Origin of the sequence: Flavihumibacter fluminis (genome assembly GCF_021491375.1) — a bacterium.
Classification (GTDB): Bacteria; Bacteroidota; Bacteroidia; order Chitinophagales; family Chitinophagaceae; genus Flavihumibacter; species Flavihumibacter fluminis.
This window is the reverse complement of the sequence record NZ_JAKEVY010000001.1, coordinates 670760-697290: the sequence shown is the minus strand read 5'-3', so window position 1 is coordinate 697290 and position 26531 is coordinate 670760. Positions and strand designations below refer to the sequence as shown.

24 protein-coding genes are annotated in these 26531 nt (G+C 44.6%); 21 read left to right on the top strand and 3 right to left on the bottom strand.

Annotated features, from left to right (window positions below; genetic code table 11):
- Nucleotides 1–113: 113 nt before the first annotated feature.
- The 15 genes from L0U88_RS03170 (at nt 114) to L0U88_RS03100 (ending at nt 17650) form a co-directional block, all read left to right on the top strand.
- Nucleotides 114–941, top strand: a complete 828-nt coding sequence (locus L0U88_RS03170) for a prephenate dehydratase (protein WP_234864155.1) — start codon at nt 114–116, stop codon at nt 939–941.
- Nucleotides 938–2119: a pyridoxal phosphate-dependent aminotransferase gene (locus L0U88_RS03165; RefSeq protein WP_234864154.1), complete on the top strand. Its 1182-nt coding sequence runs from the start codon at nt 938–940 to the stop codon at nt 2117–2119. Before L0U88_RS03170 ends, L0U88_RS03165 begins: the two co-directional genes overlap by 4 nt.
- A gap of 83 nt (nt 2120–2202) precedes the next feature.
- A complete protein-coding gene (locus tag L0U88_RS03160) occupies nt 2203–3051 on the top strand; it encodes a prephenate dehydrogenase (RefSeq protein WP_234864153.1) in 849 nt (282 codons plus the stop codon).
- 101 nt (nt 3052–3152) lie between these two features.
- Nucleotides 3153–4244, top strand: coding sequence for a chorismate mutase (locus L0U88_RS03155; RefSeq protein ID WP_234864152.1), 1092 nt, complete (start codon nt 3153–3155; stop codon nt 4242–4244).
- Between the two features lie 9 nt (nt 4245–4253).
- A complete protein-coding gene (aroB, locus tag L0U88_RS03150) occupies nt 4254–5273 on the top strand; it encodes a 3-dehydroquinate synthase (RefSeq protein ID WP_234864151.1) in 1020 nt (339 codons plus the stop codon).
- Between the two features lie 9 nt (nt 5274–5282).
- Nucleotides 5283–6557, top strand: a complete 1275-nt coding sequence (gene aroA, locus L0U88_RS03145) for a 3-phosphoshikimate 1-carboxyvinyltransferase (RefSeq protein ID WP_234864150.1) — start codon at nt 5283–5285, stop codon at nt 6555–6557.
- Nucleotides 6554–7549: a chorismate synthase gene (locus L0U88_RS03140; RefSeq protein WP_234864149.1), complete on the top strand. Its 996-nt coding sequence runs from the start codon at nt 6554–6556 to the stop codon at nt 7547–7549. Before aroA ends, L0U88_RS03140 begins: the two co-directional genes overlap by 4 nt.
- 35 nt (nt 7550–7584) lie before the next feature.
- Nucleotides 7585–9261 (top strand): L,D-transpeptidase family protein, encoded by a 1677-nt coding sequence (locus L0U88_RS03135; RefSeq protein ID WP_234864148.1) that lies wholly within the window; start codon nt 7585–7587, stop codon nt 9259–9261.
- Nucleotides 9258–9686, top strand: coding sequence for a septal ring lytic transglycosylase RlpA family protein (locus tag L0U88_RS03130; RefSeq protein WP_234864147.1), 429 nt, complete (start codon nt 9258–9260; stop codon nt 9684–9686). The genes L0U88_RS03135 and L0U88_RS03130 overlap by 4 nt, the downstream gene beginning before the upstream one ends.
- 77 nt (nt 9687–9763) lie before the next feature.
- Entirely contained in the window at nt 9764–11086 is a 1323-nt protein-coding gene (locus tag L0U88_RS03125) for an OmpA family protein (protein WP_234864146.1), read from the top strand.
- A 73-nt stretch (nt 11087–11159) separates the two neighbouring features.
- Nucleotides 11160–14237, top strand: a complete 3078-nt coding sequence (locus tag L0U88_RS03120; RefSeq protein WP_234864145.1) for a lantibiotic dehydratase — start codon at nt 11160–11162, stop codon at nt 14235–14237.
- 92 nt (nt 14238–14329) lie between these two features.
- Nucleotides 14330–14524, top strand: a complete 195-nt coding sequence (locus L0U88_RS03115) for a hypothetical protein (RefSeq protein WP_234864144.1) — start codon at nt 14330–14332, stop codon at nt 14522–14524.
- A 405-nt stretch (nt 14525–14929) separates the two neighbouring features.
- Nucleotides 14930–15613, top strand: coding sequence for a sensor histidine kinase (locus L0U88_RS03110; protein WP_234864143.1), 684 nt, complete (start codon nt 14930–14932; stop codon nt 15611–15613).
- A gap of 6 nt (nt 15614–15619) precedes the next feature.
- Nucleotides 15620–16339 (top strand): LytR/AlgR family response regulator transcription factor, encoded by a 720-nt coding sequence (locus L0U88_RS03105; protein ID WP_234864142.1) that lies wholly within the window; start codon nt 15620–15622, stop codon nt 16337–16339.
- Nucleotides 16340–16426: 87 nt separating this feature from the next.
- Nucleotides 16427–17650, top strand: coding sequence for a lanthionine synthetase LanC family protein (locus L0U88_RS03100; protein ID WP_234864141.1), 1224 nt, complete (start codon nt 16427–16429; stop codon nt 17648–17650).
- Nucleotides 17651–17720: 70 nt separating this feature from the next.
- Here the strand turns inward: L0U88_RS03100 and L0U88_RS03095 are convergent, their stop codons facing one another.
- Both L0U88_RS03095 and porW read right to left on the bottom strand, forming a co-directional pair.
- The gene (locus tag L0U88_RS03095; RefSeq protein WP_234864140.1) at nt 17721–20126 is read right to left on the bottom strand and encodes a penicillin-binding protein 1A; all 2406 of its coding nucleotides are present in this window, start codon (nt 20124–20126) and stop codon (nt 17721–17723) included.
- A 25-nt stretch (nt 20127–20151) separates the two neighbouring features.
- Nucleotides 20152–23115 (bottom strand): type IX secretion system periplasmic lipoprotein PorW/SprE, encoded by a 2964-nt coding sequence (porW, locus tag L0U88_RS03090; RefSeq protein ID WP_234864139.1) that lies wholly within the window; start codon nt 23113–23115, stop codon nt 20152–20154.
- Nucleotides 23116–23236: 121 nt separating this feature from the next.
- On the opposite strand from porW, the gene L0U88_RS03085 reads away from it, so the two are divergent.
- From L0U88_RS03085 to L0U88_RS03060, 6 genes are read left to right on the top strand one after another with little or no spacing between them, the layout of a single operon-like run.
- Nucleotides 23237–23632, top strand: a complete 396-nt coding sequence (locus tag L0U88_RS03085; protein ID WP_150847649.1) for a hypothetical protein — start codon at nt 23237–23239, stop codon at nt 23630–23632.
- A gap of 10 nt (nt 23633–23642) precedes the next feature.
- Nucleotides 23643–24068 carry a bactofilin family protein gene (locus tag L0U88_RS03080; RefSeq protein WP_234864138.1) on the top strand — a complete coding sequence of 142 codons (426 nt, stop codon included), beginning with the start codon at nt 23643–23645 and terminating at the stop codon, nt 24066–24068.
- Nucleotides 24037–24282: an AtpZ/AtpI family protein gene (locus tag L0U88_RS03075; protein WP_234864137.1), complete on the top strand. Its 246-nt coding sequence runs from the start codon at nt 24037–24039 to the stop codon at nt 24280–24282. The genes L0U88_RS03080 and L0U88_RS03075 overlap by 32 nt, the downstream gene beginning before the upstream one ends.
- On the top strand, nt 24263–24664 hold the full coding sequence (locus L0U88_RS03070; protein WP_234864136.1) for a hypothetical protein: 402 nt from the start codon (nt 24263–24265) through the stop codon (nt 24662–24664). The genes L0U88_RS03075 and L0U88_RS03070 overlap by 20 nt, the downstream gene beginning before the upstream one ends.
- Before the next feature lie 3 nt (nt 24665–24667).
- The gene (locus tag L0U88_RS03065) at nt 24668–25291 is read left to right on the top strand and encodes a SprT-like domain-containing protein (RefSeq protein ID WP_234864135.1); all 624 of its coding nucleotides are present in this window, start codon (nt 24668–24670) and stop codon (nt 25289–25291) included.
- On the top strand, nt 25288–25827 hold the full coding sequence (locus tag L0U88_RS03060) for a porin family protein (RefSeq protein WP_234864134.1): 540 nt from the start codon (nt 25288–25290) through the stop codon (nt 25825–25827). Before L0U88_RS03065 ends, L0U88_RS03060 begins: the two co-directional genes overlap by 4 nt.
- Here L0U88_RS03060 and L0U88_RS03055 read toward each other — a convergent pair.
- The gene (locus tag L0U88_RS03055) at nt 25824–26306 is read right to left on the bottom strand and encodes a GNAT family N-acetyltransferase (RefSeq protein ID WP_234864133.1); all 483 of its coding nucleotides are present in this window, start codon (nt 26304–26306) and stop codon (nt 25824–25826) included. The genes L0U88_RS03060 and L0U88_RS03055 overlap by 4 nt on opposite strands.
- Nucleotides 26307–26531 lie beyond the last annotated feature (225 nt).

Genomic DNA, 26531 nt, shown 5'->3' with positions numbered 1-26531 from the left:
TTCTACTTTTTTACAGGCAGAAGGCCGGCGATGCTTTGTGTTAGATCAGCGAATTAAGATCACTAAAACTAAACATAAAGAGTCCCGGCGAAAGCCCGGGACTCTTGTTTTTTATGGCAACAAGAGTATCCATACAGGGTTATGAAGGCAGCTTCCACCAGGTGGCAGCCCAGCAATTTTTCGGCAAGGATGTTGAAGTCATTCCCTGCGATACCTTCCGCGAGGTAGTTAAAATTGCATCCAGTAAAAAAGAAAGCGAAGGCGGAGTAATGGCAATTGAGAATTCCATCGCGGGCAGCATACTTCCCAACTATAATTTATTACAGAAAAGTAACCTGCAGGTGGTAGGCGAAGTGTATCTCCAGATTAAACAGAACCTGCTGGTAAATCCCGGTGTAAAACTGGAAGACATCCGGGAAGTGCATTCACATCCGATGGCCATTCTGCAATGCATCGATTACCTGGAGAAGTTCAACTGGAAACTCGTGGAAACAGAGGATACTGCCCTCAGTGCCAAACATATTCACCAGAAGCACAATAAACATGCAGCAGCTATTGCCAGTAAACTGGCGGCAGATCTGTTTGATCTCGAAGTGCTGGCTCCGAATATCCACACGATGAAAAACAACTATACCCGCTTTCTCATTCTTCAAAGAAGGGATATGGTGCAGGAGATTACGGATGCCAACAAAGCTTCGGTTAATTTTCATACCGATCACTCAAGGGGAAGCCTTGCGAAAGTATTGACCAGAATTGCGGAAGGAGGAATCAATTTGAGCAAGTTGCAGAGTTTTCCGATTCCTGGCAGCGACTGGCAATACAGTTTCCATGCGGATATGGAATTCGACAGCCTGGAACAGTTCCAGGGAGTAATAAAAGAAATCGAACCGCTGACCGTGAGTTTGCAGGTTTATGGAATTTATAAAAATGGTAAGCAATGATGCAGCTGAAAACCGCAGACCGACTGAATGGCATTGGAGAATATTATTTTTCTCAGAAGCTTCGCGAGATTGATGCGCTTAATAAAGAGGGCAAGGCGATTATCAATTTGGGTATTGGAAGTCCGGATTTACCGCCACATCCCGATGTGATAAAAACCCTTCAGGAAGAAGCCGCAAAACCCAATGTACACGCTTACCAGAGCTATAAGGGATCGCCTGTATTGCGCAAGGCAATGGCCGATTGGTATGCTACCTGGTATGGGGTGGATTTGAATCCGGAAACCGAAATCCTGCCATTGATCGGAAGCAAGGAGGGGATTATGCATATCTGCATGACTTATCTGAATACGGGAGATCAGGCGTTGATTCCCAACCCGGGTTATCCAACATACAGCAGTGCCGTGAAACTGGCGGGTGGAGAACCGGTTTCGTATGAACTGGTGGAAGCCTTAAACTGGGAGCCGGATTTGGATGCGCTGGATAAAACGGATCTGAGTAAGGTGAAACTGATGTGGGTGAATTATCCGCATATGCCAACCGGGCAGGTTCCATCGGCGGCCTTTTATGCACGCCTGATTGCATTTGCCAAAAAACATCAGATCCTGATCTGTCATGATAATCCCTATAGTTTTATTCTGAATGATCAGCCATCTAGTTTGCTGGCTGTACCTGGTGCGATGGAAGTAGTGGTAGAATTGAACTCACTCAGTAAAAGCCAGAATATGGCAGGCTGGAGAATTGGTATGCTGGCAGGTGCGAAGGATCGCATTGATGAAGTGATCCGCTTCAAAAGCAATATGGACAGCGGTATGTTTTTGCCTGCTCAGTTGGCTGCTGCAAAAGCTTTGCAACTGGGAGCTGATTGGTATGCATCTGTAAATGATGTATATCGCCGGCGGAGGAAACTGGTATTTGAATTACTTGATGAATTGAACGCAACGTATAATCCGGAACAGGTAGGCATGTTCGTTTGGGCAAAAATTCCTGACCAATATAAAGATGGTTTTGAAATGAGTGATGCGATCCTCTATGGCGCAAATGTATTCATTACGCCGGGCGGCATCTTCGGTTCAGCAGGTAATGGATTTATTCGGGTGAGTCTTTGCAGTCCGGAGGAGAAATTGAAAGAAGCGATGGAACGGGTAAGGAAAAATTCCGGAGGATGGAAGAAGGGGTGAGGGAATGGAGGCGGGAGACAAAGGAGACGGAGGAGAAGGGAGACAGGGGAGACTAATAAACATACAGTAAAGTTGAAAATAGCATGGAACGAAAACGAATTGCAATAGTTGGAGTGGGGCTGATTGGCGGATCGCTGGCATTGCAGTTAAATGAAAAAGGCCTGGCGGCCGGTATTGTTGGTGTGGAAGCCAATCCGGATCACGCAGCAAAAGCGCTGGAAATGGGATTGGTGGACGAAGTGTTGCCGCTGGAGCAGGCAATTGAAGAATCGGATGTCGTTATCCTCTGCATTCCCGTTGATAAAATGACAGGATTGTTGCCCAAAGTGCTGGACCGCGTTAGCCATCAGATTGTGCTGGATGCCGGATCTACCAAGGGGCAATTGATTGATGCAGTGAAAGAACATCCCCGTAGAGGGCGATATGTAGCTTCACATCCGATGTGGGGTACGGAATACAGCGGCCCTGCCGCCGCTGTAAAACATGCATTTGAAAATAAGGCTGTCGTATTGTGCAACGCCGCAGAAAGTGATGCGGATGCTGTTAGCTGGGTAAAAAATGCTTTTCAGAAAATTGGCATGCACCTGCTGGAAATGAATGCACATGATCACGATCTGCATGCTGCCTATGTGAGTCATATTTCCCATATTACTTCCTTCGCGCTCGCCAATACCGTATTGGAGAAAGAAAGAGAAGACCAGGCGATTTTTGAACTGGCGAGTGGTGGTTTTGAGAGTACCGTACGCCTGGCTAAATCCAATCCCTCTATGTGGGTTCCTATCTTTATGCAAAACCGCGAGAATGTGCTCGATGTGCTCAATGAACATATTACACAGCTACGCAAATTCAAAGCCTGCCTGGAGAAAGAGAACTATGCGTATTTGCAGGAATTGATAGAGAATGCGAACAGGATTAGCAGGATAATTAAGTGAAACGTGAGACGTGAGAAGTGAGAATGGAAGAGGGAGGAATGGAAGATGGGGGATGGAAGTATTAAACAATAAATAGTAAACTTTTTAAATACAGTAATTTTATGCAAGCAACCGACAACAAAACAATGAAACAGGTAACACAGGAAGCATGGGCCAAGCGCCCATTGATCATCGCGGGTCCCTGCAGCGCAGAAACCGAAGAGCAGGTATTACAAACTGCCCAGCAGCTGGCACAGACCGGTAAGGTAGATATCATGAGAGCCGGTATCTGGAAACCACGTACACGTCCGGGTTCTTTTGAAGGTATCGGTACCAAAGGGCTACCCTGGTTACAGCAGGCTAAAAAGCTCACCGGGATGCCGGTTGCAGTGGAAGTAGCTACAGCCAAGCAGGTGGAAGATGCGCTGCACTTCGACGTGGATGTTTTGTGGATTGGTGCCCGAACCACCGTAAACCCCTTCAGTGTGCAGGAAGTAGCCGATGCGCTTAAAGGAGTGGATGTGCCAGTACTGATCAAGAACCCTATCAATCCTGATCTTGAACTGTGGCTCGGCGCGGTTGAACGTGTTGCGAAAGCCGGTATCAACCAGATTGGTTTGATCCATCGCGGTTTCTCTTCATATGGAAATACAGAATTCCGAAATGCACCGATGTGGCATCTGGCAATCGAAATGAAACGCCGCTTCCCGGAAATGATGATGATCAATGATCCTTCCCATATCTGCGGCAGAAGAGATATCCTGCTGGATGTGATGCAGAAAGCTATTGACCTTGATTACGACGGCATGATCATCGAAAGCCATATTGATCCTGATAATGCCTGGAGCGATGCCAAGCAGCAGGTAACCCCCGCCCGTCTCGCAGAAATGCTTGACAGCATTACCTGGAGAAGAGAAGATGTGGATTCCGAAGCCTATCATGCGGCACTTGAAAAACTTCGCCAGCAGATCAATCACCTCGATGATGAACTGATGCAGATACTGGGACAACGTATGAAAGTGGCTGAACAAATCGGTACTTACAAAAAGAATAACAATATCACCATCCTGCAAACCAATCGCTGGAATGAAATCCTGGATCGTGCCTTCCTGAAAGGCGATAAACTGGGATTGAGCAAGGAATTCATCACCCGTTACTTTGATGCGGTGCATATGGAGTCCATCAACCACCAGAACAAAATCATGAACAGCTAAGCAGGGCGCATGGAAATAAAAAAAATCCGGATCGGACAAACCATCACCGACTATTATTTTGGTGCGAGTTTATCCCAACTGAAAAATGTTGCCGATAAAAAACATAGTATCATCCTCACTGATGAACATGTATTTGAAGCTTGTAAATCAAAGTTGAAAGGCTGGAATACCATTGTCATCAAAGCTGGTGAAGAATACAAGATCCAGCAAACAGCGGATACTGTGATTGATTCGCTCATTGAGATGGAAGCCGACCGAAAAACCACCCTAATTGGCCTGGGAGGAGGTGTAATAACTGATCTTGCAGGATATGTGGGCGCGATTTACATGCGTGGGATCCGAACCGGTTTTATTCCAACCAGTCTGCTGGCCATGGTGGATGCTTCTATTGGTGGCAAAAACGGCGTGGATGTGGAGGTTTACAAGAATCTGGTAGGTACTATCAGACAACCTTCCTTCCTGTTTTTTGATACCAGTCTGCTTCAAACCCTGCCAACAGCCGAATGGCAAAACGGGTTTGCGGAGATCATTAAACATGCAGCTATCAAGGATGCAGCCATGTTTCGCAGTTTAAAGGAACATGATGCCGCCTGGTATCAGAAAAAGAAATCGGAGCTTGCTGCCCTGGTTCGAAGGAATGCCCTGTTAAAAACAAAAGTGGTGCAGCTCGATGAAACCGAACAGGGTGATCGCAAACTGCTGAATTTCGGACATACCCTCGGGCACGCCCTGGAGAATCAGTATGAATTGTCTCACGGACAGGCGGTTTCTATTGGTATGACCTATGCGGCACATTTATCAGAAGCATTGCTCGGATTTAAGCAGGCGACTGCGTTGGTGAAGCTGATTGATCAGTATGGGTTACCGACCTATGCTGATTTCGATCGAACCAAAGTTTTTGATGTGTTGAAACACGACAAAAAAAGAGAGCGCTCCAATCTTCATTATATCCTGCTGCAAAAAATCGGAAAGGGAGTTGTTCATACGCTTCCATTGACGCAGGTTAAACAATTAATAGAACAGATATAATACAGCATAATGGTAGTTACGGTAGAACCTTCTTCCATAAAGGGTGAAATCTGGGCACCTGCCTCCAAAAGCTCCATGCAGCGCGCCTGTGCGGCAGCGATTGCTGCCGGTGGCACCAGCATCATCCGCAATCCCGGAAAATCAAATGACGACAAAGCTGCTTTGGGCGTAATCCAGGCATTGGGCGCGGCTATTGAACAGAAAGAGAATGAACTGATCATCCGTTCTTCGGGTATCCATGCCCGTTCTACTACCGTTCATTGCGGTGAAAGTGGCCTTGGTATCCGGATGTTTACACCACTGGTGGCGTTGAATGAGCAGGCGATTACCATCACCGGTGAAGGAAGCCTGGTAACACGTCCCATGGATTTTTTTGATGAAGTATTGCCTCAACTGCAGGTGTCGGTTCAATCGCAACAGGGCAAATTGCCATTGGTTGTGAAAGGTCCGGTTAAACCCGGTAATATCACCATCGACGGATCACTCAGCTCACAGTTTCTGACTGGAATTCTCCTGGCTTATGCTGCATCTGGGGCAAAAGATGTAACCATAACGGTAACTAATTTAAAAAGTAAACCATATGTCGACCTCACGCTCAAAGTGATGGAAGACTTTGGGTTGGAAGTGCCGCAGAATAACAACTATGAAAGCTTTTATTTTACTGGTAATCGCCCAACAGTAACGGATAGTCGAACTTACACAGTAGAAGGCGACTGGAGTGGGGGAGCCTTTTTACTGGTAGCAGCAGCAATTGCAGGTGAAACGATTATTAAGGGGCTGGATGTTTTTTCAACGCAGGCGGATAAAGCTATCCTGCAGGCATTGATGAGTTGTGGTGCCGGCATCAGTATTGAACCGGAACAGATCACCATTCGTCCGGTGCCGATGAAAGCATTTCATTTCAATGCGACTGATTGTCCGGATTTATTTCCTCCGCTTGTAGCGCTGGCCGCCTATTGTGAAGGCACCACGGTAATTGAAGGGGTTGGCAGGCTCACGCACAAGGAAAGTAATCGCGCGCTGACCCTGCAGGAGGAATTCGGCAAAATGGGACTTTCGATTGAATTGCAGGACGACCTGATGCTGATTAAGGGAGGAAACGGACTGACCGGTGCGAAGGTGCATTCGCATCATGATCATCGCATTGCAATGGCCTGTGCCGTGGCAGCCTTAAAAGCGGATGGCAGCACCAACATCGAAAAAGCGGAAGCCATCAATAAATCCTATCCCGATTTTTATGAACATATCCGTTCATTGGGAGCCAAACTAAACCAAGAAGCATGAATTCATTCGGACGTAATTTTCGGGTATCCATTGTAGGGGAATCTCATGGTCCGGCTGTAGGTGTGATCATTGACGGTGTTCCATCCGGCCTGCCACTTGCACTGGAAGATTTTCATATTGATATTGAACGCAGGAAAGGCGGCACACAAAAAGGCACCACTCCCCGAAAGGAAGATGATCTGCCACTCTTTCAAACCGGACTTTTTAATGGTAAGGCAACCGGTGCGCCCCTGACCATCTTGTTTGAAAATAAAAATACCCGTTCCGGGGATTATGAAAAGCAGCGTGCTGTACCAAGGCCTGGTCACGCTGATTTTGTAGCCCATAAAAAATTCGGCGGCTTTGAAGATTTTCGGGGTGGTGGTCATTTCAGTGGCCGACTTACAGTTGGACTTGTTGCGGCAGGGGTGGTAGCAAAAAAAATGCTGAATCCCATCACTGTAGCAGCCACCATTCTTGAGATCGGGGGAGAAGCTGACCTGGAGAAAGGTTTGCAAAAAGCGATTGATGCCAAGGATTCCATAGGAGGAATCGTGGAATGCAGGGTTAGTGGATTACCCATTGGTCTGGGTGAACCCTTTTTTGATTCGGTAGAATCCCTGATCAGTCATGCCGTATTTGCCATACCTGCGGTGCGTGGTATTGAATTCGGAACCGGATTTGCTGCTGCACGGATGTTTGGCGTTGAACACAACGATGCTATTGAGGATTCCAAAGGTAAAACCCGAACCAATCATGCTGGGGGAATTGTTGGAGGCATTACCAATGGAAACGAATTAATATTCAGGATAGCCATCAAGCCAACTTCTTCTACTCCAAAAGAACAGTTGACGCTGAACTGGGAGACCGGTGAGCAGGAAACTTTTTCTGTGAAAGGAAGGCATGATCTCTGCATAGCGCTTCGCGTGCCGGTTGTTTTGGAAGCAGTGACTGCTATTGTGCTGGCGGACCTGATGATTCAATCGGGACAAATTTCCCGGGTCCTCCCATAAATATTATATTTAGGGATGAGGGTAGAACAGTCAATATGAGAAATATACTTCGCTGCATTGGAATTGTTTGTTTAGTCAGTACGCTAGCCGGCTGTTTCAGCTCTACTTCACCTGAGGAAGTGGTATTGGTGGACAAGAAAGAAGAAGTGCCCATGGTGGTGAGTGAACAGATTCATGAACTACTTCGCTACTTGACGAACCGGGATGGATACCTGAAGGATAGTGTCCTGCTGACGGAATACTCCCTTATGCAGGAATTCTATGAAAAAAACGGATATCATCCGATCTGGAGTGAAGCCGATCACTGGAAGCCGGCAGGAGACAGTCTGTTCTTTATGATTAGCCAGGCTACCTCCTATGGTCTTTTTCCTTCTGATTATCATCATCCTATTTTGCTGGAAATCCGGAATAAAATAATCCTGGATTCTGTTAGCAGGAAAAATGCAGCACTTTGGGCAAGGGCAGATCTGTTGCTGACAGATGCCTGCTGGAAAATGGCCCATCACCTCAAATACGGGCATCTGAACCGCGATAGTATTACCATTCGAAAAGATTCGGCCTTTACAGATGAAGAGAAACTGAATCTGCTGGGATCGCTCCATCGTAACGGGCAGGTGCAAACGATGTTGAACCGGCTGGAGCCAAAGCATAAAGGGTACCAGGAGCTGAAAAAAGGGCTTGCTGCTTTCCTGGCGAAGGCTAATTTTCAACCTGTTGAATCCATTCAGTACCCTGCTACTGATTCCATGGCTTTTGTACAACAGGTAGGTAAAAAATTAAAGGCAATGGGATTCCTGGACAGTAGCTGGGTAGCCGGAGATGACTCCCTTGTCTTTGCCAAAGCGGTTAAAAAATACCAGTCATCCAAAGGTATTATTACAACAGGATTTGTTGCACAGTTAACGGTAGCCAGTCTGAATACTACCGATTGGGATTATTTCAAAACAATAGCGCTTAACCTGGATCGTTACCGCCAGTTGCCTGACACTATGCCGGAAACCTATTTGTGGGTGAACCTGCCGGCGTATCAACTGGAAGTGATGGATTACGATACCGTAGCACTTCAGTCAAAAATTATAATCGGGACCCCTAAAACGCCAACGCCTGTTTTGAATAGTTCCATCACCAATTTCATTACCTATCCGCAGTGGACAGTGCCTTACAGCATCATTTTTAAAGAAATGCTGCCCAAAATCAGGAAGGATATCCAATACCTGGCCAAGGAAAACCTTATGGTAGTAGACCGCTACGACAGTGTAATTGCACCTGAAACCATTGACTGGAACAAAGTAAATAAAAATAGTTTCCCCTATCTGCTAAGGCAGCGACAGGGCGATGATAACAGTTTGGGTGTAATGAAATTCAATTTCAGGAACAAGTACAGTGTTTATCTGCACGATACCAATGCGAGAGGTCTTTTTTCAAGGGACAACCGGGCGCTTAGTCACGGTTGTGTAAGGGTCCAGAAATGGGAAGATTTATCGCATTTCCTGGTTCGAAACAATGAAATACGGTATCATCCGGATACGATCAGGGCATTGATACAGCGGCAGGAAAAAAAGACCATCGGTGATTTTCCGCAGGTGCCAATCTATATCCGCTATATAACCGCAGCAGGTGCCGATGGAGATATTCGGTTTTTTCCCGATATTTATGAGGAAGACAAACGCCTGAAAGAAAGGTATTTCGCTTCCAAATCAAATAATCCATGACTATAAAAACCGTATTATCCATATTGGGATTACTATTTTTACTGTGCTCCGTAGCATCATTTGCACAGGATTCCACCCAACTCCCGGCTAAAAAAAGAATTGTCAACCTGGATTCTGTCCAATATGGGGTGGCCAGTTACTATGCAGCAAAATTTCAAGGGCGTTTAACCGCAAGTGGTGAAAAATATGATTCCAGTAAACTAACGGCAGCGCACAATGGACTACCCTTCGGAACCTGGGTGAGGGTGACCAACCGAAGAAATAAACGCTCTGTGATTGTAAAAATCAATGATCGCCTGCACCATGCCAATACGCGGGTGGTGGACTTGTCTGCTACAGCGGCCAAAAAGCTTGGTTTTTACTCCAGGGGGCTCACAAAAGTGAAGGTGGAAGTGCTGGGAAAAAAGAAACCGATTGAACAATAGCCACCTACCAATAATAAATAATTTCCAAGTTTAAGCAGGAGGGTTTATTTTTGCGGCAGTTTAAATAAACTACGCATATGAAGAAATTAATAGTTTCATTGTTGGTTGGATGCACTTTTACATCTGCTGTATTCGCCCAAAACAATGATTATAAAAAGCGCCCCGCACTCGGAATTCATTTCTTCGGTAATGACTTTGAAACTCCTGAGAAAATCCGGAATTCCTCTTTGAGTACTGTTTTAAAAGACAAACAGTGGGCAAAACTGGGTGATCACAATTTTGGTTTTGGTGTGAATTACCTGAAGGGGTTGACTAACCACCTCGATTTCTCTACAACCCTTGGGGTGTCTTTCCTGGATTACCCAATTCGTGATAAGGGTCCCGTTGGCGATGGTGCATTGTTTGAGTGGGATGCCATGGTGAATGCCAAAATGCTGTCTGATAAGTATTGGGTTACTCCATATCTGTCTGCCGGTTTAGGCGCTTCCAAATTCAAAGGATATTATGGTGCTATTCTCCCTGTGGGAGTGGGTTGGCAGGTGAACTTCTTTGACGAAGCCTTCCTGTTGATCAATTCTCAGTACCGCATGAGAATTACCAATACAACTGAGAACCATTTTTACCATAGCATTGGTTTCGCCGGCAATATCGGTAAGCCAAAAGAAGTAAAAGTAATTCCTCCTCCGCCTCCTCCAATGGTTGAACCTGTTGATACCGATAAGGATGGTGTAGTGGATTCACTGGATGCCTGTCCTGAAATTCCAGGTCTTGCCTCCCTGCAGGGTTGTCCTGATAAAGATGGTGATGGTATTGCTGACAAAGATGACAAATGTCCGGATGTGCCTGGTATTGCCCGTTACAACGGATGTCCGATTCCAGATACCGATGGTGATGGCATCAATGATGAAGAAGATAAGTGTGTGGACGTTGCAGGTGTTGCCCGTTACCAGGGTTGCCCGATTCCTGACCGTGATAACGATGGTGTAAATGATGAGGAAGATCGTTGCCCGGATCTGGCTGGTCCGGCTGATAATGGTGGTTGTCCCAAACTGGAAGCCTCTAAATTCAACGCAAGTGCAGTTCAGTTTGTAACCGGAAGTGCAACCCTCACAGCCGCTGCCCGTAAGGAGCTTGATAAAGCTGCCCGTATCCTCAATGAGCAGTACCCGCAATTGAAAGTTGAGGTTGGTGGACACACTGATAACACAGGTAAGGCTGAGTTCAACCAGAAGTTGTCTGAAAAGCGTGCCGCTGCCGTTGTTGCTTACCTGGTTAAGAAGGGCGTAGCCGCTGATCGTTTGAATGCGATAGGGTTTGGCCAGGATCAGCCTGTTGCTGATAATGGCACTGCCGCCGGTCGTACACAGAACCGCCGGGTTGAATTCAAGGTAAGTCAGTAATCGAATACTTATAGTTTGTATAAAAAACTGGTCCGCGGAGGCGGACCAGTTTTTTTTTCGGAAGATTGCACTAATGAATGGGCACTATCAATTCCATCCAAAGCTGGTGCTGCGGACACCCCAGTTCCCGCTTTCAGCAAGCCTGAATTCCGGGAGTTGGAAGGAACTGCTGAAAGACAAGCGTTTCATGGAAGCTGTTTACCTGGCATCACCGGTACTTCATACAGCTTGCAGGAAATTGCTGGAAGGGGAGGAATCCGATGCACGTGCAATTAAAAAAATGCAACAGGCAATACTGAAGTATTACACACGGATGTATAGCAGATGTACTCCATTCGGGCTCTTTTCAGGCTGTGCTGTAGCGAATTGGAATACGGGTGATACGAAATTGGTTTTGGATCAGGATCAATTTTATCGTCATACGCGGTTTGATATGCATTTTCTCTGTGCACTTGCCCAGTATCTGGCAGGAGCAACTGGTATAAAGGAGAAACTTGGCTTTACGAGGAATTCAACCCTTTACAAAATAGGTGATGAAATAAGATACATTGAATACTATTACCAGGATGGTAAACGCGTCCATAAAATCAGCTCTATTCAACGTACCGAATACATTGATCGCGTGATATTGGCGGCTACCGATTTTCAGCGAATAGAAGCATTGGCGGCTCAGTTGGTAGATGCGGAAATTTCAACCGAAGAAGCGAGGGAATTCATTCATGGATTAATTGATGCCCAGGTCCTGGTCAGTGAGTTGGAACCAGCCATAACGGGACCGGAGTTTATTTTCCAGCTAAAATCGATTCTTGGAAAGCTGGAAGCGGATGATCAGGGAATGCTGAGCGTTCTGATTGATTTTTTAACGGGTATAGCTGACAGGTTGGAGCAATTGGATATTCAGCGTGTCAATCCCGCAGCAGCTTATGAAGCTATCCAGGAGGAACTGGTTCGCTTACCGGTTGCCTTTGATGCCGGGAAACTGTTTCAGTGTGATCTCTTTTTTTCTCTAGAACAAAACCAGGTGGATGATCGGTACCAGGATCAATTACTGGAAGCGTTGGCGGTATTGCATCGACTGAGCCCTGTACCGTCACAGGAAATGCAGGAGTTTATTCGATTGTTTAAAGAGCGATATGAAGACCGGGAAATGCCATTGCTCGAACTTCTGGATACGGAAACAGGTATTCCTTACAGAGGAAATACGGGAGTAGAATTAAGTCCCCTGCTCAATGATTTTGTTTTTGTCCGGCCCGAGGTGCCGGAAACGCTGTCCTGGGGGAAACTGGAAAAATTCTGGGATGCAAAAATCCGGCAAACACTGGAAGAACGGAAACAGCGAATCGAACTCGATGATAAAGACCTGGAGCAATTCAAGGAAGTAGAGCTGGTTGCTGCACCTTCTTTATCTCTAATGTTTCGGCTGCTTGATGCTGAACAATCGGTTTTATACCTGGAATCTGCTGCCGGTTTCAGTGCCGCTAATCTGTTGGGCCGATTTGCACATGGTTCGCCTGAAATTGGAGAAATTGTAAACAATGTAACCCAACTGGAGCAGGAATTGGAACCTGCCATTCTATACGCTGAAATTGTACATCTTCCAGAAAGCAGAATGGGGAATATTTTGCTACACCCGGCATTCAGGTCGTACGAGATTCCCTACCTGGCAAAAGCTTCTGTGCCGGATGAATTCCAGGTTCCTGCAAGTGATTTACTGGTTTCAGTGCGGAACAACCGGGTGGTCCTGCGATCCAGGAAATTAAACAGGGAAATTATCCCGCGCTTATCCAGTGCGCATAATTTTCGAATCCAACCACTTCCGGTTTATGAATTTTTGTGTGATCTGCAAAGTCAGGGTATTTCCGGGGGCTATCAATTTAATTGGGGAGGAGTCGCCCAGGTTTATAAATTCCTGCCTGAGGTTCTATACAAAAAAGTGGTATTGCACCCTGCAACCTGGACTCTCGAAAGAGCGGATTGGGAGGAATTGCTCAAGGCTGGTGAAGAGGAACGTGATCGGACGCTACAAAACTGGCTATCCAAATGGCGACTACCTGAAAAAATTGTACTGGCGGATGGGGATAATGAGTTATTAATCAATTTTTCTGACCCCTTATTAAGAAAGCTGTTTTTCGATGTTTTATCCAAACGCCAGGCACTGGTAATAAGGGAGTTTCTTTACAGGAGTCAAACCGGTGTCCGGAATTCGGAAGGAGCATTCCATGCTAATCAGTTTATTGCAATTCTGCAAAAACAGGAAGCAACCTATTCAGTTTCTCTGCCGGAGCTGGAACAATCACTTGTTACAGATCGGTTTTCGGTAGGATCGGAGTGGTTGTATGTTAAATTATATTGTGGAAGTCGTTCTGCGGAAAAAATTCTGACGCAGGCCCTATATCCACTAACTCAATACCTTGAAAAGGAGGAGCTCATCCGAAAGTGGTTCTTTATCCGCTACCTGGATCCTCATTTTCATATTCGGTTCCGGGTGCAGCTCAGGGATCCGGAACTGTTTGGAAAAGTCATACAATTAGTTCATTCAACTGTTTCTGAATTTGAGCAACAAGGATTTATCTGGAAAATCCAGTTGGATACCTACCAGCGTGAAACAGCGCGTTATGGAACCCAGTCGATAGCAGCAGTGGAAACGATTTTTCATCAGAATAGTATTGCAACGGTGAATTGGTTAAGCAATACTGAAGGAGATGAACGGGAACATGCGAGGTGGCTTTGGGGCTTAAAAGGAATTGATGCATTGCTCAATTCTTTTGGATGGGATCTCGATAAGAAAACAACCGTATTAGAAAAACTGAAAAACGCTTTTGCGGAAGAATTCCATACAGGGAAACTCTTAAAACAGCAATTGGATTTCCGGTACCGAAAATATCGCGATCAATTGAAGCGTGAGCTGGAAACCGCTAGTGGAGCTGGTTTCAGAGTTTCTGAAATGGAGGCTGCAGTACGCGAGATATTATATCTTCAGCAACAAAAGCTGCTAGATCCAATACTGGAAGAGTTGGTAGCAAGCCTGATACATATGCAATTGAACCGCTTGTTTCCTTCACAACCGCGGCAGCATGAAATGATCTGTTATGATTTTTTGTATCGCTATTATTATGCAGAAAAAATGCGAAAAAAACCTGTTCGTACCTAGAATACGTCAGTTGGTGTAATAGATAAGGTGGTGGCTGGTGGCCGGGATAGTTTCGTCAGATAATTCATTCATTAAAAATAAATCATCTGACAATGAGACCCGAGCAAATCAAATCCAGACTGAATATTCAAAAGAAAACAATCGCTATTATGGTAAAGCAGGCAGAAGTACCTACCAGCCAGCAACCTTTTGTAAAGGGGAATGATATTCGGTTTATTCCGTCATTCATTGAAGTATGCGGTCCATCTACTCCGAAGCCAACTACAAAAGGCGGGATTATGATTTAAACTGGTCTTTTTTTGGTGGCTGCATTCAGAATTTGTAACTATATGCTGAAATAATTCTGAATGCAGGAAAAAATGCACACCAAATTTCTAAAGCATTTGCTTGTCTGGGTTACATGGATCGGAACAACTCAGATGATGGTTTTAGTGACCAGAGGTGAGATTGTGATTTTACCATCATTAGCTTATTACATACCCAGCATTGGATGGTTCTATTTTTGCACTAACATCTTATTTAAGGGTATTTTTGCAAACCATAAAACAAGGATACGAAAGGTTGTGCTTTTGTTATTCTTGTTTCCTGCTTTCTATTTTTTAAGGTATTTGATACTTTTGTTTTATGGTCAATTTGATTTTGTTGAGTTTGTCAAAAACAGAGAAGAAATTGGCTATTCGTTAGCTTATTACATGCAGTACAGCATATTTGCACTTGGGTACTCCTATTTTATCTATTCACTCGAACGACAAAAGCGGATCCAGGAACTCGAATTAAATAACCGCCAGCTGGAAATCCAGCAACTTCATACCGAATATAACTTCCTGAAAGCCCAGGTAAACCCCCACTTTTTATACAATACCCTGAATACACTGTTCTCACATGCCCAGTATTATTCAGAAGAACTGGCCGATAACATCCTGAAACTGTCTGAAATCATGCGCTATAGCATAGAGGGACTAGATAAGGATAATGGCATGGTTAACCTTAAACAGGAAGTTCATCACCTCCAAAACCTGATCGATATTCACCAATTACGGTTTTCCAACGAACTCCAGATTGACTTTGCAGTAAGCGGGCCGGTGGGAGATTTTACCATTCCACCACTGGTATTCATTACCTTTGTAGAAAATGCGCTTAAATACGGCGAATTAAAAAACAGCTCCCATCCTTTGATTATCCGGCTGGATGCCTATCAGGATAGGATTCGTTTTTATTGCCGTAATAAGAAAAAGAAAAAAGTGTTTGAGAAAAGCAGTGGAATTGGTATTCAAAATGTTTTGAAACGACTGGATGTTTCCTACAAAGGGAAATATGAAGTGGAAACAAATAATGAGGAGGAATTCTATACGCTGGAGTTAACCCTGTATGTATGATATCGTATGGTTAGATGCATGATTATTGATGATGAGAAGGCAGCAATTGATGTGCTGGTGAATTATGTTTCCAAGATTGAACACCTGGAACTGATTGCCACAGCCACCAATCCTATTACGGGAATTGATCTGATCAACAGACATAAACCTGATCTGGTTTTCCTTGATATCCAGATGGAGGAAATGAGTGGTATTGATATCCTTAAAATTGTTGGCAATCATACCAGGGTTATTTTTTGTACAGCTTATTCTGATTTTGCATTGGATGCATTTGATTATGAAGCGGTGGATTATCTGATGAAGCCAATTGCATTTCCTCGTTTTATGAAAGCCGTGCAACGTGCTATGGGAATTATAATGGCCGGTAAGGTGGCAGTTGTTGATACCATTCCGAACGACTACATTTTTGTGAAAACGGAACAAAGAGGAAAACTTGTTAAAATCAATTATGATGAAATTGATTTTATCGAGGGACAAAAAAATTACGTTGCCTTTCACAAAGGGAAAGAAAAAATTCTGACCCTTCTTAACTTAAAAGATATAGAGGATCGGTTACCCAAAAATATATTTGTACGTGTACATCGCTCATTTATTGTGCCGTTTAAAAATATTGTTTCCATAGAAAACAATATCCTCAAATTGCGGAACCGGGTGGAACAAGTGCCTATTGGTGATATATACAAAGATCAATTGGTATCGCGTACCAGAGATAGTACCATGAAATAAGGAATATGTCCTTACAAAATGCCAGTTAGTGTATTAAACTTAATTATTGGGAATACGGCAGCTACTTTTATCCTGTAAATAAAAGTTATGCAAGTCAACCCATATCCTGTTGATTTTTCGGCCACTGTTTCAGCAGGAATTCCAAAAGATATTATCAGCCAGATCAAAACGATTGATCATGCGATCAATTCTGGTACTGCTGTAAATGATTCGCTTTTCCTCGGCAAACTCGGATTGTCACTTTATCATTACACCAGTTTTGAATATACTGGTGCTGAAGATCATATAGAAAAAGGCCGCAATTATCTGGATGAAGTATTTAGTCATTTCAATGAAAGTGGAAGTTCTTTGCTGAATCCTTCCCTGAGTACAGGATTAGGCGGATTTATGTCGCTGCTGAATTACCTTACAAAAAAACAATACATCTACCAGGACCTTCATGAGTTTGAGGAGATTGATAAATTTTTACTGAAACAGGCACTTCACCAGGTTGAGCATGATTTTAACGATTACCTGCATGGTGCTTTTGGAGTGCTTAATTATTTTATTGACAGATTACCAGATCCTGCCATTCAACTGCATGCTGAATGTCTTATTGAAGCTATTCTCAGAAAAGTAGTTCACAACAAGCAAGGTAGTTTTATCCGGAATTATATCGTTTCAAAAGAAGAGACAAGTGAAATCAATCTAAGTTTATCGCACGGACAAACTGGTTTTATACTGGTACTTTTAAAAGCATTTGAAGAGGGGTTGCTTTACGAGCAGTTGCATGATACCATACGTTCCATGATTTCCCTGCTTTTAAAACAAACGATGCCAACTGATCCTGAAAATAACAGGCATTCCATTTTTCCTAATTCCGTTCATGAAGCAACCCAAGAAAAAACATACAACAACAGAATGGCCTGGTGTTATGGGGATTTGAATCAGGCCTTCCTGCTTTACAAAGTTGGTGTGAGCTTTGGTATAAAACAATACATTGAAATTGCTGATTTGATTGGTGCAAGTTCACTGGAACGATTAGACGCTTCCTCCACCATGTGCGTTGATGCCCAGCTTTGTCATGGCGCTGCTGGTATTGCTGCCATGTACAATTCCTTATCCAGGGTCAGTGGTCATGCTTACTATAAAAAAGCTTCAGCTACCTGGATTCAGCGATGCCTTGAATTATTAAAACGCGGGCATATAAACCTGGATTACGAGGATCGGGACCTTTCTCTCCTGGAAGGTTTGCCAGGAATTTCACTGGTGCTGCAGGATGCAGTATATCCCAATAAAGGACAATGGAAAGAATTCTTTTTGATAAACTAATGTACCATTAAACCTGTGGCCTGCTCATTCGGAAGAAGCCCTTTCGAATGAGTAGGCCACCTATGAATTTTTATTGTTCTTTGTTCTTCTTGCCTCCAAAAATCTTTCTCAGTATTCCTTTTTTCTTAGGTTCATCAGCTGGTGTGTCTGGATTTTTTTTATCGTTTTTCTTTTCTGACTGCCGTGCTTCCTTTAATACATCCTGTTCTTCTTTTGGAATCTCTGATTCGATGGGTACATAGGTGTCATCCGGATCCATAAGATATTGATCAGCTGCTCCATTACCCTGGTCTTCACCTTCTGCACCTGGTAACGGCGCCTGGTCAATTATATTCATATAATCGTACATGACTTCATTACGCATTTGTTCTGGCTGCGCAAACCGGGCATCCTTGTCTATACCAAGTGTTTTGTCCGCATAAACTTTCTGGAAAAAGTACTCCCAAATAGGTCTCGATGCCTGTCCGCCATAGCCAAGGTTGTTTTCGATGCGGATAAACCGATCATCACATCCTACCCAGGTGCCACCCAACAGCTGAGGAGTAAATCCAATAAACCAGGCATCGGCATTGTCATTGGTTGTTCCTGTTTTACCCGCCATCTCAGCGGCTCCCAATCGCGCTCTCAAACCTGCTGCTGTACCTACTTCTACCGGTCCGCCTAACATTTTCGTAGTTGTATACGCCGCTGCTTCACTAATCACCTGGTTCATCTTGGTCTGGAAACTTTCAAGCACGTTGCCGTTACGGTCTTCGATTCTTGTAATATAAATGGGCTCGGTACTGAATCCGTTATTGGCAAACATGGTATACCCATACAACATTTCATACATTGACAAATCCACGGCACCCAAACAAATAGAAGGGTAGGGATCCATTTTGCTTTTAATGTTGATGTTATGCAGGAATTCTACAAAACGTTTGGGGCCAATCTGCTTCATGATATACGCGGTAGCACAGTTGTAGGAATAAGTGAGGGCGGTTGCCATAGATACCGTATTCCCTTTGCACACTCCCTTTGCTGGCACCAATCCGAATCCAGGAAAATCCTGTGCCACATTTTCAACCGGCGTTTCCGGAGTAAATCCTGCTTCTTCTATTGCCTGGCAATATAAAAATGGTTTAATACTGGAACCAACCTGTCGTTTGGTGTTGATATTAGCATGATCAAACTTGTAGGTTTTGAAATCAATGCCTCCCACCCATGCTTTAATTTCACCGGTAATTGGATCCATTACCATAAAGGAAGTTTGCAGCATTTGTCGGTGGTATTTGATGGAGTCCAGCGGAGTCATCACCGTATCCTTTTCCCTGCGTGAATTCCAGGCAAAAACTTTCATCGGTGTTTTGGTTTTAAAACTTTTCCGTAATTCTTCTTCTGTCATACCATCTTCTTTTCCATTTTTCCAGCGGTCGCTTGCTTTCATGGCTGCTTCCAGTACGCTGTTCCGCCCTTGCCAAACCGTTCCTTTTTTGATGGAAGACTGGGCATCCATGGCTTTCTGCAGTACCGGCATGTGTTTCGCAACTGCTTCTTCCGCATATATCTGCATACGTGGATTAATGGTGGTATAGATGCGCAATCCATCTTTGTAAATATCATAAGGTTCGCCTGTAGCAGGGTTGGTGGTTTCCTTACACCATTTCTTAATGTCCTCTCTGAGTACCTCACGGAAATAGGGTGCCAGTCCGGCAGTTTCATCCTGCTTCCTGTAATTGAGTGCTATCGGCTTTTTCTTCAGTTTAGCTCCTTCTTCTTCTGTGAGATACCCGTTTTTGGTCATCTGGTCCAGTACTACATTACGGCGACTAACAGCCGCCTTTGGATTTCTTCTCGGATTGTAAAGGGTGTTCCCTTTTAATAATCCAATCAATACAGCTGCTTCCTCTGGAGCCAGGCGATCCGGCTCTTTTTGAAAGAATGTCAGTGACGCGTTCCGGATACCATAAACATTCTCACCAAACGGAACTGTATTGAGATACAGCGTCAGAATTTCCTGTTTGGTGAAATTCCTTTCCAGTTTAATGGCAATGACCCATTCCTTCAACTTCTGCACAACGCGAAGGATTGGGTTTTTGGAGCGTTCAGCAAACATATTGAGCGCCAGCTGCTGTGTTATGGTAGAGCCGCCTCCCTCTCGTCCGAGGAATATAATTGCACGTAAAACTGATTTCCCATCTATGCCCGAATGATCAAAAAAACGTTCATCTTCTGTGGCTATCAGCGCATTTACCGCGTGTTTGCTGATGTCCCGATACTCCACATTACTCCGGTTACCCCGATCCCGAAAATATTTGCCCATCAGTGTTCCATCGGCAGCATACACTTCTGTTGCCTGGAGTATGGACGGATTCTCCAATTCACTTAAGGAAGGCAATTTGCCAAATACTCCAAGATTGATGGATAAGATCAACGCCAGGAAGAGCCCAAAGCCAATGAAGAAAATTTTCCAAAATACGCGTGTTACCTGTTTCATATTGTTGTTTTTCGAACGGAGCAGTTTACTTTAAATTAGGAAATACCTGTTGCAGGAAACTTCTGTAGGCCGGCAGATTGGTGCTGTCGAGTAACAAATTCAGATTGTCTTCCGCTACCGGCATAAAATAATAGTTTTCCTTTTTCATCCAGGGAATAATATCACGTTCAGCCAGTGCTTTTGCCCTTTCAATATAATCGAGTGCAGCAGCTTCATTTGCCATACCGCGAATGGTGACCAGCTTGACTGTATCAGAAAGTGAAGTGACTGCTACATTCATTGGCTGGTTATAATATTTTTCACGATGATAGCGATCAAATGCATTTTTTGTTTCATTTACATATACGGGATCCACATTCGTCAGTACAATTACAACAAAATGGGGTTGTTCTGCATGGCGACTGAACAATGGTTTCTCCGGCAATTTTGGTGCCTCTTTCTTAAGACGTGTACTATCGGCTTTTGGTGGCGCTACAATCGTTTTTTGTACCGGTACAGCAGCCTTGATTTCCTTTGGAGCAGGCGTTTCAGGTGCTTTTACAACCGGTATTGGTTGGAAACGGGTGGAGTCTTCCGCCTGTCTTTCCACCTCCAGGTTGTTTAGATAACTTTCAATTTCCTTTCTCCTCCTCAGTACATCAATCATGGTATTTACCTTCTCTGAAAGCGCATGTTCCGGAAACTGGCGTTTGAGTTGTTCCAAAACGGTTATTGCGATGCTGTCGTTTTGCTGTTTGATGTAATAGATGGATTCAATATAAAGTAGCTGTGGTGTCCAGTTATGGGGGCCGTATAAACTATCAGCCGCGCGTTTGGCTGCTACTGCCTGCTGAAATTGTCCCGATAAAAACTGATTGTAGATCTGGTCGTACGCAGCGGTAGCCTGCCGGCTTTGTAAACTGTCTGCCGCCTGAACTGCCAGTGGATCCCTTGCCAGTTGCGCCTGCCGTGATTGCGGGAATTTTTCATTCAATTGTTTCGTGGTGGCCGATAATTCCCCCTGCTTTCCCAACATCCGGTAACAGATAGCCAGATTATAGAGCACATCTGCTTCCAGTTGTCCACCCGGATAATTTTCAAGCAACCACTCATATTCCGTTGCAGCACCCGCATAATCTTCGAGTTTATTCTGAAGGGTAACTGCAATAAGATAACGGGCTTGGGCAACCGAATCTTTGGATGTTTGCAGCTTTTCGGGGGTCAGCGGAATGTTTTCCAGTAATTGATCGAGGTTGGTGTCTTCATCTGTTTCTTCGGGGAGATCCTGCTGATTGCCTTTCTTTTCCTTGCTGAATACAGGATTGCTCTGGCTGCTGCTTCTTCGCCAGTTATCGGTATTGGGACGATTACCCCATTTATTGCGGAACTCATTAAATCCCCTGCTTTTAAGCGAATTGCTATAGAAGTAAAATTCCGTAGAACTGCCAGAAGCAAAAAGGTCAGCAGGTGGTTGGTTTCCTGCATTATTAAAGCCCGGGAAGTTATTGCCTGCAGGTGCGTTAGCGTTTTCAACAGCTGCCTGCTGTTTTTTCAGTTGACGAAGTTTTTTCTTAAGAATTTCCATTCTTTCAGCTTCCGGCATCGCAGCCAGGGCCTGCAGACTATCCTGCCGGTCTATAATTTCCATCTGGGCTACAACTACACTCAACACCTGTTTTCGTTGCTCCAGTTTCGGAAGTTCAGCCTCTGCTACAAGACTATTTTCTACACTGTCATAATAAGCTTTTGCCGGCTGGTACTGTTTCTGTGTAAAAGCGACATCGCCAAGCAGTAACCAGGTCTGTGCTTTTTGTTCAGGATTTTGCAAACTGTACCGGATACCTTTCAGCAGGTGTTGATGTGCTTCTGTATAAGCCTGGTTCTGATATTCCAGTTTTCCTATTGTATAGTATATAAGGTCTCGGTAACTGGCGTATTTTTCCCTCCTTGCCATTTTTTCCAGGGTTTGCACCACTGTTTTCCAGTTTCGGCCTTCACTGTTGCCGGATAACAACGCTATCTCCAGTTGGGCTGCGACTTCCATTACGGGGTTCAGGGTGTGGTTGGAAGCCTGCTCAAACGCATCCATCGCCTGCTCCGTGGAGCCCGCTTTCTTGAACAACTGGCCCATTAGAAATTCCCAACGGGCTGCTTCCTGTTTGTTATATGCTGCCGGCAGCGCATTACCAAGGTAAATAGCAGCGCTGTCGTATTGCTTCAGCTTATAAAAATAGTAGGCCTGCATTTCATGCAGCTTTGGATGGAGCCGTTCCGGAAACTGGGGGTCATTGCGTAGGGTCTGGATCAACGTGGCTGCTTGTCCGGTTTCATCACGTTCAAGGTGGGTCCGGATCAGCCAAATAAGTGCATCGTTACGGCTGGGCGGCCTGGAGAAAGCTTTATCAAGAATATTTCTTTTTTCTGTAGTAGACACTTTCAGCGCATTACCTCCTTCTGTGGAATTGGAAGCGATCACCCGGTCGTACCCATCCGGATCTTTTGGATGGAACGCGTAGTTCATATACTGGAAAGTCATGTAGGCCGAATCCAGGGTATTTCTGAATAAATAAGCCTGTCCCATGGCCAGGTAGAGATTATCCATCCAGTCGCTCCGCAAATCATGTAAAAAGACCCCCGCATTTACTTTGTAAATAACAGAGTCCAGTTCGGTTTTCTGTGCGGAAGTGGCTTCGAGACTGTAATTATAGAAGGAAAGCAGTTCGGAATAGCGATCGATATGCTGCAATTTGGCGGCCTCCAGTACCTGGGTCAGTTTGGTTTCTGCATTGAACACATAATTATAATGTGTATAGGTGTTCTGGAAAAAGCGGCGTGGCGTGGTAAATTTTTTTTCACCGGTTTTTTCGGCCCGGAGGATCCGGTTTTCGTATTTTTTGGGCTTTTGCTGCTGAATGTCCGGGTCAAGCGTAGGCTGCCCCATTCCAGGTAGTCCAAAGGAAAGGAATAGTATAAAGGGGACAAGGTATGGGAGGCCCTGGATTTTAATCATCTGCGCAAACTAAATTGATAATAACATACCCACAAGAAAATTATTTTAAAGTTAGCCAAATAATTTGGCTCGAATTTTATGTAAGTTGTGGCGGCTTAACGTGAAAAACTGAACAATTTTAATGCCTGAAAACAATACCAATACCACCCTTAAGCGTTTACGTAACAGGTACCGGCTGGTTGTGATGAACGACGACAGTTACGAAGAGGTGGTAACCTTCAAATTATCGCGGCTAAGTGTTTACATTGGTTTGAGTACCATTTTTGTGTTATTGACCAGCCTGACCGTAGCTTTAATTGTGTTTACACCGTTAAAGTTGTATATTCCGGGTTACGGATCGGCCAGTGCGACCAAAGAATTGAGACAATTGAAGATCCGTACCGATTCGCTGGAACAGGCGATGTATTATAAAGATCAGTATTTGTTAAATATTAAACGGGTATTACAGGGGGAGGAGCCAGTAGCATTGGATACAACCCTGCTGAATATACCGGTAACTGAAACAACCACCGATTAAATCCAAGATCATGTTCAACGGAAAATCCAAATCTGAAGCTGCCGCAGAAGTATCCGGCAGCACAAGTAGCAGTACCAGCCTGATCGGCAACGGAACCACCCTGAAAGGTGATATCTCCAGCAATGGTGATCTCCGCATAGACGGTAAGCTGATTGGCAATATCCACAGTACTGCCAAAGTAGTAATCGGTGCCAACGGAGTAGTAGAAGGCGATATCCATGGGGTGCAAGCCGATATCATGGGTAAAGTAACCGGAACCATCAAAGTGAAAGAACTGCTCCAACTGAAAGCCAGCGGCACGGTTAATGGCAATATCCATGCAGGTAAATTGCAAATTGAACCAGCTGCCACTTTTAATGGGGCCTGTCATATGGGGGTTGAAACAGCAGCGCCTACTATGGTGAATGAAAAGCAGAAAGACACAAAAGCTGCCTGATAATTCTCACAATTTATTGAAATACCTTTCCCTGGGCACCCAATTGCTGGTGGCCCTGGGACTGGCTGTTTGGGCCGGTATCTGGATCGATAAGCGGCTCGGCTTTTCTATGCCCCTATCCGTTTGGATCTTACCTTTGCTGGTAATTGCTGTTACCATCTTCAAATTGGTAAAAGAAACCGCAGGTAAATCGAATGGAAAAAAAACGAACTGATTCCCGTAAGGCACTACTGCCCCTTTTGCTGTTTTTTATTGCTATAAATGGTCTGTTGATTGTATTTCAGCAACGCCTGGCAGCAGCCGGACTCGATACAAGCGTTCTGTTGGTGGCAAATCTCATTCTCTTTGGTATCTTTTTTATCTCTCTCTGGTTGCATTTGCGATCCATGGCAAATAGTTCCACCCATGTCTTTATGCGAAACATGTATTCGGGTATGCTACTGAAGCTCTTTGGTGGTGCCCTGGCTGCCTTCGTATATATGTACCTCAACCGTAATAATGTGAACAAGCCGGCCTTGTTTGGCGCGATGGCGCTCTACGTGGTTTATACCATTATCGAATTGCGATCCGTTCTAAAACAAAGCAAGTCGAGCTGATCCATGCCCAAAAAGGAATACCCGCTTACTCAGCTTTCTCATTTTCTGCCAGAGGGTTCCTATGAGCAGATCGCCCGCTACCTGCATTATTATAAAGTGCACCTGACGATAAGCCGTGAACGGCGCAGCCTGCTGGGTGATTATCGCCATGCACACCTGAACCGCAATCACCGGATCAGTGTAAATGGCAATCTGAATCCCTATTCCTTCCTGATCACTCTTATCCATGAACTGGCTCACCTGGTAACCTTTGAACAATATGGCAACCGGGTTCAATCCCATGGAAAAGAATGGAAGCAATTATACCGGCACCTGCTTGAACAGTTTCTGGGAAAAGGATTGTTTCCGGGTGATGTGGAAGCAGCCCTGAATAAGAGTCTTCACAACCTGCCGGCCAGCAGCTGTGCAGACGAAAACCTGATGCGGATTCTCAGAAATCATGATAATCCGGAGCAGCGGCAGGTTTTGGTGGAGGAATTGCCAGAAGGAGCCCTCTTTGAAATTGACGGAGGAAGGATCTTTCAAAAAGGAAAAAAATTAAGAAAAAGATATCAGTGTAAAGAACTGGCAACTGGAAAGTTGTACCTTTTCAGTGGATTGTACGAAGTCCTAAACCATCAGTTATGAAAAAAATCACACTGCTTTTATTCGGTTTGGTAGTTGCTCTGGGAGTATTTGCTCAAACAGAACAACAGGATTGGCTGGTCGGCGGAAGCTTTGCCCTGAACACCAGTCAGAATACCACTGTTAGCCTGAATCCGGCTGCCGGCTATTTCTTTTTGAACAATTTTGCAGCGGGTGGGGTATTTCAACTTTCTTATAATAAAACAGGGGATAACAAAACCACGGTTTTTGGCGTCGGACCATTTGTGCGCTATTATTTCGGAAAGAAGGAACTCAAGCCCTTTATTGCATCCGAATACATTTTCACCTCCAATAAATTTGATAATCCCAGCTTTCGTTCCACTGTGAACGGAGCAGATTTTTTTATCGGTCCGGGACTCGCCGCATTTGTAAATGAGCACGTTGCAATAGAGACCCTGGTGGGTTATGTCAATTCCAAGGTTTCAGATATTCCAAGTGATGGGGGGGTGGTAGTACGGATAGGTTTCCAGATCTATTTGTCACCCCGTGGTATTGTAGACACCTATCGCAAACGCTAAATTTTCTTTTTCATCCAGACATCACAACCGAAATGACCTGAATTGCCAACCGGGCCGTTCAGGTACTCAAATCCAAATTTTTCGTATACGGAAACAGCTTTCCGTAGTTCCGGCATGGTTTCCAGGTATACCGTGTGGTAGCCCCTTCGTTTCGCCTCTTCCAGGCAATGAGCTATTAATTTTCTTCCCAATCCCAATCCTCTCGCTTCTTTTCGCAGGTACATTTTTACCAGTTCACACCAGCCCTCTGGCAATCCGGGCGTAGGAAATAGTCCGGCACCGCCCAATAGCTGCTTATCTTCTTCCGCAACAAAATAACAGCTGCCCGGAGTTTGAAACAATTCAAATAAGTGATCGGTGGATTCGTCGTAATAGACAGTGCCTGGTTTGTTGGCACCGAATTCAGTTAATGCGGTTCGAACGATCAGGGCCAGTTCCGGGTTGTCCCCGGGCTGTATCGGCCGGATTTTCCATTCCATTCCGCAAATCTAGGTGCTTAACCCAGAATCAGTGCAAACAGCCCGTAAAACAATACCAGAGAGGTAAAGATGGCTGCAATAAATAATTTGTCGGCGTTCCTTGAGTGCATGATTGAAATTTTAGAACCTTCTATGCAGATAACGTGCCATTCGTCAAAATCGTATAGAAAAAAGCATCATTTATTTTGTGGTATAAATAAAAAATGTATCTATATTTGGCTAAAA